This window comes from Saprospiraceae bacterium, assembly GCA_016714025.1.
Taxonomy (GTDB): Bacteria; Bacteroidota; Bacteroidia; order Chitinophagales; family Saprospiraceae; genus Vicinibacter.
Genome location: JADJOB010000002.1, coordinates 1,543,961 through 1,560,205, shown reverse-complemented (window position 1 = coordinate 1,560,205; position 16,245 = coordinate 1,543,961). Strand labels below are relative to the sequence as shown.

The following is a 16,245-nucleotide window of genomic DNA, read 5'->3' as shown; positions in this document are numbered from 1 at the left end:
AAAAAAATAAAGAAGATTTTTGTTGTTTGAAGATGAAGGTACAATAATCAAAACTCCTAAATGTTGTTTAAAACTCCTGTTTACAGCATCCTTCATGGATAGATCAAAGGTATAACAAAGCTTTGACAGTCCTGTGTTAAATTATTTAATTTTCAAAAAAAAGATAATTTTTTTTACTTTAAATCGAGCGTCCCATTAGATCGCAGCTTAAATTTTGAAAGGTATTAAGTTGCTTTCGATTCAACAAAGCGAATCCATCCCAACAATCGAAATCCACGTGTATTGCAATTTTCTTATATATTATATTATTTTTAAATTTTTAATATGTTGATTATCTGTATATTACATTATTGTCTTTGCAAATTATAAATTTTTCACATCAAGAAAATATATATATCTAATTTTGCCCAAATTTTAGGACATATGAAGACCCGGTATTCAGATGAGGAATTGATTGAATTTAAAAAAGTCATTGATGATAAGCTGGAAAGCACTAAAAGAGAGTTGGAAGATATTGAGCAGCAAATGATGGAGTTGCGAGATAATATGGCTGACGAACAAGGTGGAGACTGGTTTGATGATAGTTCTATTCATACTGAAATAGAGTTTCTTACAAAAATGGCGGAACGACAAAAGCAGTTTATTCAAAACCTTGAAATGGCTTTGGTTCGAATCAAAAATAAATCCTACGGTATTTGTACTGTAACAGGTGAACTCATCGAAAAACAGCGCTTGTTATTAGTTCCTCATGCTACAAAAAGTGTAAAAGCTAAAGAAAGTGAGCTTCCATCTGCTCCACCTGCGGAAGTGCGGAATGATTCAACCATGTATTCAGAGGAAGAAGAGGAAGACAATCCACCATTAGAATAAATTCGGGCTTTACCAGCCAAGAATCCAGGCAAAAATCAAAGGAGCAACTATTGTTGCATCGCTTTCTATAATGTACTTCGGGGTATGGATGTCCAGTTTGCCCCAGGTAATTTTTTCATTGGGCACAGCACCTGAATAGGATCCAAAGGAAGTTGTCGAATCTGATATTTGGCAGAAATAAGACCAAAATGGTACGTCATGCCATTCCAAATCCTGATACATCATGGGCACAACGCAAATTGGAAAATCGCCTGCAATACCACCTCCAATTTGAAAAAATCCAACCCCTTTACCACTTGAATTCTTTCGATACCAATCAGCTAAAAACACCATGTATTCGATGCCACTCTTCATTGTGGAGGCTTTTAAATCTCCCTTAATAATATAAGATGAAAAAATATTTCCCATGGTACTGTCTTCCCAGCCCGGACAAACTATTGGTAAATTTTTTTGAGCTGCGGCCAACATCCAGGAATTTTTGGGGTCAATTTCATAGTACTGTTCGAGTACTCCACTTAACAGCATTTGATACATATATTCATGAGGGAAATAACGTTTCCCGCTATTATCAGCATCTTTCCATAATTCATAAATATGTTTTTGCAATCTCCTGAAAGCCTCTTCTTCCGGAATACAGGTATCAGTCACCCGATTGAGCCCTTGTTCTAAAAGTTCCCATTCCTGTTGTGGTGTTAAATCCCGATAATGCGGAATTCGTTTATAATGTGAATGAGCAACCAGATTCATAAGGTCTTCTTCTAAATTAGCTCCCGTACATGAAATAATATCGACTTTATTTTGCCTGATCATTTCAGCCAGTGAAACACCCAGTTCGGCAGTACTCATTGCGCCTGCCAGGGTGAGCATCATTTTACCTCCTTCGGTGAGATGTAATTCATACCCTTTTGCTGCATCTACAAGAGCAGCAGCGTTAAAGTGTCTGTAATGATGTGCTATAAATTGGGATACCGGACCTTTATTCATAAATTTATTATAATCAGTTAGAAAGTTATTTTGCAGAACGTTCAAAATAGTAAGCCAACATCTTATAATAGAGTTTGGCAGCTAAAAAATCTGGCGCCTGATTGTGTGGATTGGGTGCTAATTCGACAATATCGAACCCTACTACTTTTTTTCTTAAAAATATCATTCGCAAATATTGCAACACTTGATACCATTGCATGCCTCCAGGTTCAGGAGTACCTGTACTAGGCATCAAGGAAGAATCAAAAACATCCAAATCGAGCGTGATATACACCTTATCAGTCATCTTTTTTAAAGATTCCTCCATCCAATAATCATTGTCCATAATATGATGAGCAAAATAGACCTTTTCCTTTTGGAGGTATTTTTTTTCACTGATATCCATACTCCTGATACCAACCTGGATCAAATTGGTATATTTCTGTGCTTCTGCCAAAGCACATGCGTGATTGAATTTTGTACCCATATACTCTTGACGCAAATCGGTATGTGCATCTAACTGGACAACTGTTAAGTTTTTATATTTCTGAGCAAACGCTCTTAAAACTCCAATGCTGACACTGTGTTCCCCTCCAAAATAGGTTGGAAGTTTTCCAGATTTAATTTGTTGGACGGCTGTTTTATAGACAAGCTCAACCATTTCTTCCGGTGTGGATTTTTTAACTTTTAAAGGTTTTTCCAAAAAAACACCTCTTTTATAGGGTTCTGATTGCGTTTCGATATCATAAAGTTCCATATTGGCGGAAGCATCCATAAATGCCTTAAATCCTTCATCCGCACCTTTCCCCCAGGTACTCGTTCCATCAAAAGGAATAGATGTCAACAATACACTTGCTGAATCATAGTTTGAATATTTAGCAGGAATGCCGGCATAGGTTTGAATTTTTTCTTTCATAATGTTCTTATTCAAATGAGGTAAAACCGATTTCAGGGTTCGGAATAAAATTAATTAAAATTCCTTAATTAATTATAGCCCAAAATTTTCAACATATCTTTTGAAGTCTGTTCTTCGCTATAAATCCAGTCAACAAGATTTCCGTTTTCATCCCGATCCACTAGGATATGTTTTGGAGATGGCAACAAACAATGTTTTATGCCTCCATACCCTGACAAAGCATCCTGGTAAGCTCCGGTATGAAAAAACCCAAGAAACAATGGCTCCTTATCTTCTCTGCTGTATCTGGGCAAAAACAACTGTTGATTTAATGCCTCTGTATTGTAATAATCTGAATTATCACAACTCAATCCACCAATATTGATTCTAGAATAATCATTGTGCCATTTATTGATTGGAAGCAGAATAAATCGTTCAGCGATGCCCCAACTATCCGGTAAGGTATTCATCAAAGAATTGTCGACCATATACCAGATTTCAGAATCATTTTGTTGCTTTTGTTCAAGTACAGAGAAAATGGTAGCTCCGCTTTCTCCTACGGTATATTTTCCAAATTCTGTAAAAATATCCGGATGATCTACACCTGCTTCATCGCAGCTGTCCCGGATCATTTTCACTATTTGATTGATCATATACTTATAGTCATATTCAAAACCAAGTGAATTCCGGATTGGCAAGCCACCACCGATATTTATGGCTTTTATTGATGGAAAATGCTTCTTTAATTCGGTATAAGTACTAATTCCTTTTTTCAATTCACCCCAATAATACGCGGTATCCTTAATGCCGGTATCCACAAAAAAATGAATCATATACAATTCAAATTTTTTATGCTTTTTAAATTTTTCTTTTGCGAATTGAACGATTTGTGAAGATCGGATACCCAGTCGAGAAGTATAAAATTCAAAGCTGGGTTCCTCTTCCGTTGCGACACGAAGTCCAATTTTGCATTTTTTATGAATCAATTCATCAAAGCGATCTACTTCATAAATATTATCACAAACCGGGATGACATTTTTAAATCCTGAATTAATCAAATTTGCAATATTCTGTAAATATTGTCTGGGCTTATATCCATTATTTACTATGATTTGATCTTTGTCAATCAACTCATTTTTATAAAGATTTTCAATCAAATCGATATCAAAAGCGGATGAAGTTTCCAAATGAACATCGTGCTGCAATACTTCTTTTAAAACATATGAAAAGTGGCAACATTTTGTGCAATAACAATAAAAATATTTGCCATCATAGTCCAATGACTTCATGGCTTTATTGAATTGGTTTTTTGCTTTTTTAATTTGATCTCCAATGCGGGGGAGGTAGGTCATTTTAAAAGGTGTGCCATATTTTTCAATCAGATTCATGACCGGAATTCCGTTGAAAATGAGTTCGTCTTTTTCCAGATCAAAACTTTCCTGTGGAAAGTAATAAGACTGGTCAATGAGGTCAAAATATTTATTTACCATTTCGGCATAATCGTTTTTCTATAAGGGCACAAATATATTGGAAAATGGGTAGATTGAAGCTTTAAAATAGTAAATGGACCTGTGAAATGGCTAAAAGATATCAGAAGTCGATTGTCAAAGAATCAGTATAAAGACCCGAATGGTTCATTTGCTGAATAAAAGCAAGCCTTGGCGCCTATTTATCTGGTAAAAGCTGCCATGATCGGAGGCTATTTCAGCATAAAATTGACTATGTTTACCGAGCAATCTAAAAATCATATTAAATATTTTTAATATATGTTTGAAAAATTATTCCGTAAAAAATCAATGGCTTCATTTCTTGAAGCCTCTCATACCAATAGCCTTCATAAAGTATTAACCGTACAGGATTTAACAGCTTTAGGAATTGCCGCAATTATAGGGGCCGGAAGCTTTAGCAGCCTGGGTGAAGCATGTTTTAAAGGGGGACCCGGAGTTGTCTTGTTATTTATTATTACAGGCATTGCCTGTGGTTTTACTGCCTTGTGTTATGCAGAATTTGCCAGTAGATTACCAGTTGCCGGATCTGCCTACACGTATGCCTATGTTTCCTTTGGTGAATTAGCTGCCTGGATAATTGGTTGGGCACTTTTAATGGAATATTCAATAGGTAACATATACGTTGCTTTTTCCTGGAGCGATTATTTCACCTCCTTGTTGCAACGATTGCACATCCATATTCCAGAATATCTGACCTGTAGTTACCTCGAAGCTAAAAAAGCATTTGCCAACCAATCAACTAATGATGAATTGATCGCTGCATGGAATAATGCACCTATGTTTGGCTCTCTTCGAATTATTTTAGACCTACCTGCCCTTATTATTAATGTGTTGATTACGATACTCGTATATATAGGTGTAAAAGAATCCAGAAATTTTAGCAACGTCATGGTAGCACTAAAATTATTGGTAATCTTTTTAGTGATTGCTGTAGGTGCCTTGTACATCCAGGCAGGAAACTGGATGCCCTTAAATTCACAAGGTCAGCCTTCATTTTTACCCAATGGCTTTAGTGGCGTAATGGGCGCGGTCAGTGGGGTATTTTTTGCTTATATTGGATTTGATGCGATCAGTGTTTTTGCAGAGGAAAGTAAAAATCCCCAACGGGACTTACCAAAAGGAATGATTTACTCGCTGGTCATTTGCACGGTCATTTATATCTTACTTGCACTGGTATTGACCGGTGTTTTAGATTTCAGACAATTTGATGGCGTTGGGGATCCATTGGCATTTATTTTTGAAATGAAACACAATGCATGGATGCAATTAATTGTCTCATTTATAGCTGTAATAGCAATGACCAGTGTTTTATTGGTTTTTCAAATGGGTCAACCACGGATCTGGATGAGTATGAGTCGTGACGGGTTGTTGCCTCCTGCGTTCAAAAAAATTCATCCACGTTATCTTACCCCTTCGTTTTCAACGGTCGTTACTGGTTTGGTTGTAGGTATTCCGATACTTTTTACTGATAAAACGTTTGTATTGGATTTTACAAGCATTGCAACTTTATTTGCATTTGCACTTGTTTGTGGTGGAATTTTACTCATTCCAAGAAAAGAAAAAATTGCAGGCAGGTTTCAATTAAAATACATCAATGGCAAATTTGTATTTCCTGTGATGGTTCTATTCACATTTTTTATCATTAATTTTCTATTTCCAGATTATTTTAAGAACCTTTTTGTTTTGGATGGTAACGAAGAAACCTTAAAAATTTCAAGTTTAATTTTTTGGTGTTTTCTTTTAGTTCTTTCAGGATTAGCATATGTAAAAAATTTATCCTTGATCCCATTACTTGGCGTTTCCAGTTGTTCGTATTTATTAACCGGAATGACGGCAAATAACTGGGCTTGGTTTATTAGTTGGCTATTGATCGGCTTGATTATCTATTTTTATTATGGAATGAGAAAAAGTCGTCTCAATTGACCCCAATAAATAAATTCTATTTTGAATCGGATTCGGTCTAGTAAATCTCAATTTCAAATTTTTCTGAATTTATCAAAATAGTATCAAAACTTCTACCAAGATCATTAGCAATACCCTATTTTTTTACTGGCAAGAATAAGCTCTTTAAGCACACGACAGGGTTCAAAAAAAAAATAAAAAAACCGGTGTTTACATTTAAACACCGGTTTTTAAGTAGTAGGTAAAATTCTTATGTGTTTCTAAGTATTTAAAATTTACTAATGATCAACATCTCAATACGATTGTTAAGCATTTGTCCATCATAGGTCTTATTGTTTGCAACCGGATATTTTTCACCAAAGGATTTAATTTGAATTCTATCGGCTGCAATTCCAGCAGCTACCAATTGACTTTGAATCGCTTTTGCTCGCTTTTCTGCCAGGATTTCATTTGCCTTTTCATCCCCAATATCATCTGTGTAAGCCATTAACCTAACTTTTAAATTGGGAAAACTATTCATGATGTTGGCCAACTCTGGAATTTCTTTATTAAATTTTTCGATTATTTCGGCAGTTCGCCCTTTAAATTGCAAATAGATAAATTTAAAATCTTCTCCAAAATCATTATCACCTCGCTTTAGATAATCTAATACCTGTGCAGCAATACCACCTTCTGTAAAATGGAGGGCTTCCAGATTTTTTAACGTTTGCTTTACAGTTTCCGGATGATGATATGCTATCGGAACATAATTTGTATCAACTAAATTAATTGCTTTTTTTGAAGTGTCGATTGCTGCCGTCGATTCCACAGGCGAATTGCCAGATGGCAGCTTTTCAGCTTTTTTACATTGCATAAATAAAAAAGCCATGAGCAAAAGCAGCATTTGCATAAATGCAATCATTAATACAATTTCTTGTCGCTTGTTCTGATACAGTATTGGCTTAATTGAAATTTTCATGGTTCGTTTTGATGAATATTTAGTTGATATTTTGAATTTTAATGCTAATAAACCAACATTAAGAAAACGAAGATAACAAAATAATGTTTCCTCAGGAAGGGACTATTAACATTTATTTAAAATTTAAAGCATATAAGACACAAAAAAACAAATAATTATTTGCCAAATTAAATTTAGCGTCTACCCGGGAAGGTAAGCATGAAACCGCCTGAAGGAATTCATTCAGCCATAATAAATACAACGATAAAAAATGAATTCCGTGACGCACAGTGTTTTTAAATTGTTGATAATTAACATTTTAGACAGTACAATAAAATTTTCATACATTTGGACGAACACCATCCTTAAAATAAAATGAACCCTTTGGAATCTACCCTTTCAGGTAAAAATGTGCAGGAACCACCAAAATCAAAATCTTTAAAATCCGCTAGAATTCATGCAATTCACTTTGCTCCGGAAGATAAAATGCTCAGGTTTTATCTTCTTGAAAATCAGCAGGACGAACAGCTTTTAACAACAGAAAAGCTTTCTGATAAAACTCAAAAACAACTCTCCCAAATATTTAATTATCTCCAGGGGCCGATTGATTTATATGTTCATGGATTCACACAAAAAGATTCTGTTTGGGAGGCAGATGCAATTGTGTTGTTACCTGATTATTTGATCGATGTAACATCAGTTGCTTCTTGTTTTAACCATCAGGGCAGCCAGGTTTTAAAACAATTGGTTTCAAATTTTTGGTACAATCCACCCGGATTTTCAACACTAATCGGAACCTCAGTCAATTTATTTTTGGATGAATTGATACTAAACCCAAATTTAAAACTTGAAGATCTAATCCATCAATTGTTTAAACACAATCCATTGGCGTTTTCCTTATTTGATGACGTGCAGGTTGAAAAATTTTATGACACGGTACGCCAACATTTTTACAACATAAAAACCTTAATTGATAGTCGCTTCAATGTAGAAGAAATCCAATTAAAAGATTGTCTCTTAGAGCCTAGTTTCTACTCTGTTCAATATGGAATCCAGGGAAGACTGGATGTCTTGTATGAAAATTCTGAAAAGGCTTTTTACTGGATTCTCGAACTAAAAAGTGGCAAACCCTATTTACCAAACAAATATGGAATTAATACAGATCATCATGCACAAATCATGTTGTATTATTTATTAATTCAATCCGTTTATGGCGCTGATTCACACATAAAATGCCACGTATTATATTCCAGTCAGACTGAAAATTCACTCCGCTTTGCTCCTACCCTTGAAGACATCATACACGAGTTAATTCAAATAAGGAATTCTATTATTCTCATGCATTTACATCTCGCCTTCAGGAAAAAGCAAGATGCCTTTATTTTTGACAGTTTGAATGATAAGCATTTTAGTAGTTCCGAATCTTACACAAAAAGAGATGCAGGATTTTTACTAAACATATATAAAAGCTTAAATTCATTTGAAAAAGAATACTTTAAAGTGTTTTCAGGATTTATTGCACGTGAACAATTTATTGCTAAATTAGGCAGGGCAAATATTCAGTATACGGAAGGTCTTGCATCGTTGTGGCTGTTATCAGAATCAGAAAAAATTGAATTTTTTATGATTTTGCCTGGTTTAGAAATTAGTTCGATGCTTACACCCAGGGATGACTACCCTATTCTTATTCTTAAATTTCCTCAGGACGTTTCAATCTTATCAAATTTTCGAGTTGGAGATACCCTGGTGTTGTATGAACAACCAGATATATTGCAAGTACAAGTTTATAAATGTACCTTGATAGAACAATTCCCGTCAGAATACCACATCCGATTAAGAACCAGGCAATTTCCAAATCTTACAATTGCTCAAAGCAAAAAATGGAATTTAGAACATGATTCCATGGATCGCAATTTTACAACACAATTTCAAGGACTTACAGAATTTTGTCAGTCGGACGAAACCAAAAGGAACTTGTTATTAGGATTGCAAGAACCTGGAATTTTAAATACAGGAATTCCATTAATTGAAAATACACCCTTACTAATTCAATCAGTCTTACAAAAAATACTCAAGTCAAAAGATTATTTTCTTTTATGGGGTCCTCCTGGGAGTGGGAAAACGAGTATGGTTATAAAATATCTTACCGCATCGCTCTATCTGAATAGTAAGGAATCTATTTTATTACTTGCATACACCAACCGGGCGGTAGATGAAATCTGTGAAGCCATTGAATCCATCAATCTATCTAGTGATCTTGATTTTATACGAATCGGTTCGCGCTATGCCGTGCATCCAAAATTCAGAAAAAACTTACTGGAAGAAAAAATAAGTGGTTTTAAAACCAGGAAAGAATTGCAAAAATTGATCAACAGCACCCGGATTGTTACCGCTACTCTAGCTTCCATCCAAGGAAAACGTGAATTATTCCAACTTAAGAATTTTGATACGGTTATCATAGACGAAGCTAGTCAAATATTAGAATCACAATTAATTGGAATACTGCCAAGATTCAAACGATTTATCTTGATTGGAGACCATATGCAATTACCCGCTGTAACGGCCCAAACTGAGGAAGAATCAAAAATTCAATCTGATTTGCTCGTCCAGCAAGGATTTAAAAGCTTAAGTACATCTTATTTTGAACGCATGTTAAATACTGTTCAACAAAAAAACTGGATACACTGTTATGATATGCTTCATTTTCAGGGTCGAATGCATCGACATTTAATGCAATTTCCGTCGAGGTTTTTTTATCAGGAAAAACTTCAAACGCTGCCGGATGAATTTGGTTTTAGACAGCTTGAAAATTATTCTGAAAAATTCAATAAAACTAAATCAATTTCTTCCTGGCTATGTACTGAACGCATTGTATTTATTGATTGTAAAAATGAAACGGATTCGATGCAAGCAAAAATAAATTTACCTGAAGCTATTTTGGTTGCTCAAATCGTTCAGTCCCTCTTTAAAATGTACCAAGAACAACAAATAAACTGGACCAATTTAACTCTTGGTGTCATTACTCCATTCAGGGCACAAATCGCATTAATAAAACAGCAACTTCAATTACTTGCTCTGGATGAAAATCTGATTACAGTAGATACAGCTGAGCGATATCAGGGGGGATCAAGAGATATAATTATACTTTCAACGGTTATCTCAGACCCCTCTCAAATGATCCAAATCAGTTCTGTAAATGCTGATGGGGTTGACAGAAAACTTAATGTAGCGCTTACCAGAGCAAGAGATCAAATCATTTTGATTGGGAATGAAGATATTTTAAACACTTCCAGCATTTATAAAAATTTAATTGAATCCTATTATAAAGTTAAAGTATGATAAAACATACTTCCGGGCTTTATGAATTTCATATAATTCCGGGAATCAATAAATCTATCAAACGAATAAAAAATTACGGGTTTTATCAAAAAAATCATTTGGTTTTCCATGCCTGGGATTCAATTTCAAAAATTGTTATCTTATTGATATTGGAAATCATTTTTTCACCAATTTATTAATATATTAAGCTTGTTTTATAATTGATTTTTAACTTAAAAACTGAGCTACATTTGAAACATTTCCTTTAATCTTGTGATTTATATAAATTAAAAGCAGCGTTTGACCCAGTTAGGTCTTCTTTAGACTAAATTTGCCTGATTAGATAATTCGATATGCGGTTTATTTCAATAATCCTGTTTGGATGTTTATTTGTTTCTGCTTCCGGCAGAGGAATCTATGTTTCAGTCACAGGAAATGACCTTAATAAAGGGACTCATTGGTTTCTTCCTTTCAGAACTTTACAGAAAGCTGCAAACATGGCAGTTGTAGGTGATACGGTTTATATCATGAAAGGAGATTATTATTCAGATGCCGAGGCATTGATTGATTTTGATAAAAGCGGCACCGAGAATGCATGGATCGTATTTAAAAATTACAGAAATCACCAACCTGTATTGCAGGTAAAAACCAAATACGGAATCCATTTGAACTCATGCAATTATGTAAGTATCGAAGGACTAACTATACAAACACAGAAAATTTTTGGGACGCAAACGCAGCTATCAGATTCCATTACAACAGGAATTTATTTAGACGGCACCTATGAAGCCCCCTGCAACCATATTAAATTATACAATAATTTTATCAAAGACCACCGGGGAAGTGCAGTAATGGCAAAGTATTACGATTATCTTACTTTAAGCTATAATAAATTTTTTAAAAATGCCACCCAAGCAGGAGGACAAGCGACTTTGGAATTAATAAACGGCGTTTTTACGGATGACATTAATAGACTTCATAGTTTTATTCAATCGAATACCTTTGAAAAAAACAGTGTCAATGATTCCAGTCTGGTAAGTTCCTGCAGTCCGGTTATGCGGGTACACATGGCAGAAAAAGCTGAAAGTCGATATAAGTCCAAAGTTTTAATCTATAATAATATCATATATACCAATGGTTCCGGGGCTGTCTGGATGGAAAATGCGCTTGGAATCGATCTGATAAATAACAGCTTTTATAGAAATTCGGAAAATCGCATTTGCAAGCACCCGGAGATCCAACTGATTGGAAGTGAATATATTAATGTATTAAATAATATCATTTATGCCTCGGATGGAAAATCCGGAATTTCATCCTTAGTAAGCAGAGAAATTCTTATAAAAAATAATTTGCAATTCAACTGCAACAGCAGCGAATATGGAATAGGGGCGATTAAATCTGATCCTTTGTTTGAATATGCTAAACCAGGACAAGATCAATATAATTTTCGCTTAAAAGGGAATAGTCCTGCAATCAATGCCGGACTTGATAGTTTGATATCAGATACAGATTATGAAGGCAACAAAAGAAAGGTTGACCTCCATGTGGATCTGGGGGCCATTGAATTTACAAATCGAATTCTACCTTCTTTAAAAAATTTCAAAACAGAAATTCCATCTACTGGGATTAAATCCTACTGGAGCAGTTTGTATACAAAAGACCAAAAGGTATATACGGTTTGGAACGAAGAAAACATGCCATTTTATGTAAAAGTATATGATTTTCAAGGCAATGTGATTCGTGAAGCTAAAAATGAAGAAAATGCCTTTGAAATGGATTTCAATGGTTTAGAACCTGGATTCTACACGATTCAGGTTTTTAATGAAAAAAGCAGTCATTCGGATCGAATTGAAATAAAAAAGAGGCTTTAAGCCTGAATTTATAAGGAATTTACTGGATTTTATATAACTTTGCAGGCACCTACTCGGAAACATGCAATTTGTTTTTCCTACTTTTCTTTGGACTCTATTCATTTTAGCAATACCTGTTTTAATTCACCTTTTTTATTTCAGAAGGTATAAAAAAATTGAATTTACCAACGTTCGCTTTCTTAAAGAATTGGTTGAAGAAACAGCAACCAGAAATCGCATTAAAAATTTATTGATCTTATTAGCGCGACTTTGTGCGCTGGCAGCTTTGATACTTGCATTTGCACAACCATTTTCAAACAACGGTCAAAGTGCAATAAAACAAACGCAATCTATCAGCATATACATTGACAATAGTTGGTCTATGAATGCAAATTCTGAGGATGGTAGCTTATTGCAAAAAGCAAAAAGAAGAACCAGGGATATTATCCTTGCTTCTTCAGATAATGATCGTTTTCAATTGCTTACCAATGATTTTGAAGGGAAACATCAACGACTTGTTTCAAAAGATGATGCTTTGATTTTTCTGGAAGAAATTAAAAGTGGACCCGCAGTTCAACCCTTATCGAAAATTATTGCTAAGCAAAGTCAATGTTTTAAAAATGCAGGGGTCGGGCACGGTATCGCCTATTTATTATCCGACTTTCAAAGGTCCATATGTGACCTGGATTCAAATTTAGTGGATTCAAGCCTTGCAATCAATTTAGTGCCTATACAAAGTGTAGAAGAAAATAATGTCAGCATTGATACCGCTTATTTTGATTCCCCGGTATTACTCCCAGGCCAAACACACGCATTAATTTATAAAGTAAGTAATTTTGGAAACAGTCCGGTAGATAATTTAAGTACTTCGTATTCTATAAACGGACAAGAATATCCTGGAAAACCTATCTTTATCCAAACTGGAAAATCTAAAACAGATACTTTTTATATAAAAGTCCCTGATCAGTCCTGGCAAAAAATTATAATCAAAATAAAAGATTTCCCAGTCCAATTTGATGATTCCTATTATATGTCTTATAAGACTGACCAACAAATAGATGTGTTGGTACTTTATTCAAAAGAAATTCCGGTAATTTTATTAAAAGCATTGGAATCAATCCCTTTTTTTAAAGTTAAAAGTCAGCAACAAAATCAAATTGACTATAGTAAACTTGGAAATTTTCGATTGATTATTTTAAATGAATTAGCAGATATTAGCACGGGAATGGCAACTGAATTGCAAAAAGCGACTCAACAAGCTTGCAATTTATTTATATTTCCTAGACCTGTGACTGCATTAAATGATAATATTAATTTAGTTCCGATATTAAATATTCCACAATTTACAAATTTCGATACAGCAAGAAAACTTGCAACCCATGCCAATCTGGATTCTGATATCTTTAAAGATGTTTTTAATCCAACAAGAGATCAAATTAAATTACCAACTAGTTTTGGACATTATACGTTAAGTGGTGGGGCACCTTTTGAAAAGATTGTAACGTTTCGAGATGGATTGCCCATGATTAGTCGGATTAAAGCCGGTAATGCGTCGGTTTTTATTTCAGCAAGTCCTCTAGATCAAAAGTTTAATGACTTATCAAAAAATGCTGAAATATTTTTACCCTTGTTATTTAAAGCAGCTATTGCATCAGAAAGAAACCAGAATTATACTTTTGATTTAAGTAATAACCCACAAATTAATTTGACCCTCCAGGAAAATATCAATGAACAAGATTTTATAGTCAGTTTGGTTGGTCCTGAAACATTTATTCCTTCATTCAGAATTTCTGGTAAAAATTTAATAATAGACTTATACGATCAACTTAAAACCGCTGGAATTTATACAATCAATAATAAAGAAGAACTATTAGCATATTCTACCTTTAATGATAGCAGGAGAGAATCCAATTTATCTGTTATCAGACCGGAAGAATTATCATTATCTTATGGAGGTTTTTGCAAATTAATAAATGACAATAACAATTCCGATTTTACGAGTGTAATTAAATCTGAGCGATCAGGACCCTTTCTTTGGTGGTATTTATTAATTGCATCTTTTATATTTCTGATTATTGAATCCTTATTAATCCGGTTTTGGAAAAATCATTAAAATATGGAATGTATTTTTAGAAACATCCGGATCATTGATCCCAATAGTCCAAATCATCAACAGGTACGTGATGTCTGGATTAAAGATGGAACGATTGTTGAAATTAAAGCAAAAATCAATCTTACTAAGAAAGTTAAAGAAATTCAAGGAAAAGATACGTGTTTGTCTCCTGGTTGGATTGACTTGGGATGTTTGCATGGCGAACCTGGATTTGAACACAGAGAAACCTTAGAATCAATTGCAAATGCCGCATGTAAAGGAGGTTATACTTCAATATGTTGTTTTCCAAATACACATCCGGTTATACATTCTAAATCTGAAGTAAATTTCATAAAAACCAAATCGGAGAATTTACCAGTTCATATTTACCCAATTGGTGCTTTGAGCAAAGAATGCAAATCAGAAGAACTCGCTGAAATACTTCAAATGGATGAAGCCGGTGCTATTGCATTTTCAGATGGGAAAAAACCCATTCAAAAAAGTGGTCTATTGATGCGTGCGTTGGAATATGTGAGGCTTATTCCAAATGGATTGATTATTAATTCAAGTGTAGACAAAGGAATTGCTGGATCCGGACAAATGCATGAAGCTTTTACGAGCACTTCTTTAGGACTCAAAGGAATTCCTTCTTTGTCAGAAACAATCCATCTCTACCGGGATATTGAAATTCTAAAATATACACAATCCAGATTATTAATTCATAAACTATCTACTGCGGAAGCAGTCAGTCAACTGAAACTTGACAGGTCGAAAGTTAAAAATTTATATTGTTCGGTATCTGTGTTTAATTTATTGTACAATGATACACAGCTTGAAGATTTTAATACAAATCTTAAGCTGGAACCGCCATTACGGTCAGAACGGGATCGGAAAGCACTTGTTAAAGGAGTGCAAGATGGTACCATTGATATTATTTGTTCTGATCATACTCCATGGGATACCGAAATGAAAGACCTGGAATTTCAATCAGCTGCTTTTGGTGCAATTAATTTAGAAACAGCATTTGCTGCCTATTCAACATTATTGAGCAAAGAACTTTCCATTGATCAATGGGTTCAGGCAGTTAGTATCAACCCTGCTAAAATCCTCCAAATACCAATTAGCACCATACAAGTTGGTTCTACAGGTGATTTTACCTGGTTTGACCCAAATAAAGAATGGACATATAAGCTGGAAGACAGTGCTTCGCTTTCAAAAAACAGTCCTTTTATTGGTAAAACATTTAAGGGAAAAGTTTTAGGCTGTTATAGTAAATCCAGTTTTTATTCAAATTAATAAACTAGAATACCTTGAATTGGATGATAATTTTAAATAATACGATATACTTGGTAAATTTGTAAGCACTATATTTAAGGAATTATGAAATCATATCAATCAACAATAAAACTTGGACTCATTTGGGCTGGAATTTCCATTGTAACCACATTACTCCTTTATTTATTGGGCATGATGGAAAATGTAATGGCTGCTATCCTTGTCTTTTGTTTTGGTATATATATTATGTACCGCGCAGGAATTGAAAAAAGAGAAGAATTGGGAGGTTTTATCAGCTGGAAATTAGCATTAACTCCTATTTGGTTGTGCGCTGTAGTTTCTAGTTTTTTTACAAGCCTTTTTAGTTGGATCCTTGTAAAATTTATAGACCCTGGATTACAAGAAAAACAAAGAGAACAAGCAATAAAAATGATCGAAAGTATGCGGTCCTGGATGGGAGATGCTGCAGCTGAAGAACAATTGGAGCAAATTGAAACTCAAAATTTTGCTTTATTCAGTAATTATATCATGATGTTCTTTTGGGCAACGATCATTTATTTTTTAATAGCTTGCATTATTGCAGCTGTAGTAAAAAAGAATGATCCTAAAGAACTGTTCTCAAAATATTGAAACTG

11 protein-coding genes are annotated in these 16,245 nt (G+C 34.3%); 7 read left to right on the top strand and 4 right to left on the bottom strand.

From position 1 onward, the window contains the following. The first annotated feature begins 423 nt into the window (after nt 1-423). Nucleotides 424-870 (top strand): TraR/DksA family transcriptional regulator, encoded by a 447-nt coding sequence (locus tag IPJ80_09440; protein MBK7913707.1) that lies wholly within the window; start codon nt 424-426, stop codon nt 868-870. 9 nt (nt 871-879) lie between these two features. Here the strand turns inward: IPJ80_09440 and IPJ80_09435 are convergent, their stop codons facing one another. The 3 genes from IPJ80_09435 to IPJ80_09425 form a co-directional block, all read right to left on the bottom strand. Further along, complete coding sequence (locus IPJ80_09435; protein ID MBK7913706.1) at nt 880-1,854, bottom strand: deoxyhypusine synthase family protein; 975 nt, start codon at nt 1,852-1,854, stop codon at nt 880-882. A gap of 25 nt (nt 1,855-1,879) precedes the next feature. Beyond that, nucleotides 1,880-2,749, bottom strand: a complete 870-nt coding sequence (speB, locus tag IPJ80_09430) for an agmatinase (protein ID MBK7913705.1) — start codon at nt 2,747-2,749, stop codon at nt 1,880-1,882. Nucleotides 2,750-2,817: 68 nt separating this feature from the next. Next, complete coding sequence (locus IPJ80_09425; GenBank protein MBK7913704.1) at nt 2,818-4,218, bottom strand: arginine decarboxylase; 1,401 nt, start codon at nt 4,216-4,218, stop codon at nt 2,818-2,820. A 276-nt stretch (nt 4,219-4,494) separates the two neighbouring features. On the opposite strand from IPJ80_09425, the gene IPJ80_09420 reads away from it, so the two are divergent. Beyond that, nucleotides 4,495-6,159: an amino acid permease gene (locus IPJ80_09420; GenBank protein ID MBK7913703.1), complete on the top strand. Its 1,665-nt coding sequence runs from the start codon at nt 4,495-4,497 to the stop codon at nt 6,157-6,159. Nucleotides 6,160-6,406: 247 nt separating this feature from the next. On the opposite strand, the gene IPJ80_09415 is transcribed toward IPJ80_09420, so the two are convergent. Then, nucleotides 6,407-7,096 carry an OmpA family protein gene (locus IPJ80_09415; GenBank protein ID MBK7913702.1) on the bottom strand — a complete coding sequence of 230 codons (690 nt, stop codon included), beginning with the start codon at nt 7,094-7,096 and terminating at the stop codon, nt 6,407-6,409. A 354-nt stretch (nt 7,097-7,450) separates the two neighbouring features. Here IPJ80_09415 and IPJ80_09410 point away from each other — a divergent pair, with 354 nt between their 5' ends. From IPJ80_09410 to IPJ80_09390, 5 genes are all read left to right on the top strand, one after another. Beyond that, on the top strand, nt 7,451-10,414 hold the full coding sequence (locus IPJ80_09410) for an AAA family ATPase (protein ID MBK7913701.1): 2,964 nt from the start codon (nt 7,451-7,453) through the stop codon (nt 10,412-10,414). A 332-nt stretch (nt 10,415-10,746) separates the two neighbouring features. After that, complete coding sequence (locus IPJ80_09405; GenBank protein ID MBK7913700.1) at nt 10,747-12,264, top strand: right-handed parallel beta-helix repeat-containing protein; 1,518 nt, start codon at nt 10,747-10,749, stop codon at nt 12,262-12,264. A gap of 61 nt (nt 12,265-12,325) precedes the next feature. After that, nucleotides 12,326-14,356 carry a BatA domain-containing protein gene (locus IPJ80_09400; protein ID MBK7913699.1) on the top strand — a complete coding sequence of 677 codons (2,031 nt, stop codon included), beginning with the start codon at nt 12,326-12,328 and terminating at the stop codon, nt 14,354-14,356. A gap of 3 nt (nt 14,357-14,359) precedes the next feature. Continuing rightward, a complete protein-coding gene (locus IPJ80_09395; GenBank protein MBK7913698.1) occupies nt 14,360-15,631 on the top strand; it encodes an amidohydrolase family protein in 1,272 nt (423 codons plus the stop codon). 84 nt (nt 15,632-15,715) lie between these two features. Beyond that, the gene (locus tag IPJ80_09390; protein ID MBK7913697.1) at nt 15,716-16,240 is read left to right on the top strand and encodes a DUF4199 domain-containing protein; all 525 of its coding nucleotides are present in this window, start codon (nt 15,716-15,718) and stop codon (nt 16,238-16,240) included. The last annotated feature ends 5 nt before the right edge of the window (nt 16,241-16,245 follow it).

Coding starts and splice junctions, on each gene's coding strand:
- IPJ80_09440 (MBK7913707.1), top strand. CDS start 424: ATGAAGACCCGGTATTCAGATGAGGAATTGATTGAATTTAAAAAAGTC.
- IPJ80_09435 (MBK7913706.1), bottom strand. CDS start 1,854: ATGAATAAAGGTCCGGTATCCCAATTTATAGCACATCATTACAGACAC.
- speB (MBK7913705.1), bottom strand. CDS start 2,749: ATGAAAGAAAAAATTCAAACCTATGCCGGCATTCCTGCTAAATATTCA.
- IPJ80_09425 (MBK7913704.1), bottom strand. CDS start 4,218: ATGGTAAATAAATATTTTGACCTCATTGACCAGTCTTATTACTTTCCA.
- IPJ80_09420 (MBK7913703.1), top strand. CDS start 4,495: ATGTTTGAAAAATTATTCCGTAAAAAATCAATGGCTTCATTTCTTGAA.
- IPJ80_09415 (MBK7913702.1), bottom strand. CDS start 7,096: ATGAAAATTTCAATTAAGCCAATACTGTATCAGAACAAGCGACAAGAA.
- IPJ80_09410 (MBK7913701.1), top strand. CDS start 7,451: ATGAACCCTTTGGAATCTACCCTTTCAGGTAAAAATGTGCAGGAACCA.
- IPJ80_09405 (MBK7913700.1), top strand. CDS start 10,747: ATGCGGTTTATTTCAATAATCCTGTTTGGATGTTTATTTGTTTCTGCT.
- IPJ80_09400 (MBK7913699.1), top strand. CDS start 12,326: ATGCAATTTGTTTTTCCTACTTTTCTTTGGACTCTATTCATTTTAGCA.
- IPJ80_09395 (MBK7913698.1), top strand. CDS start 14,360: ATGGAATGTATTTTTAGAAACATCCGGATCATTGATCCCAATAGTCCA.
- IPJ80_09390 (MBK7913697.1), top strand. CDS start 15,716: ATGAAATCATATCAATCAACAATAAAACTTGGACTCATTTGGGCTGGA.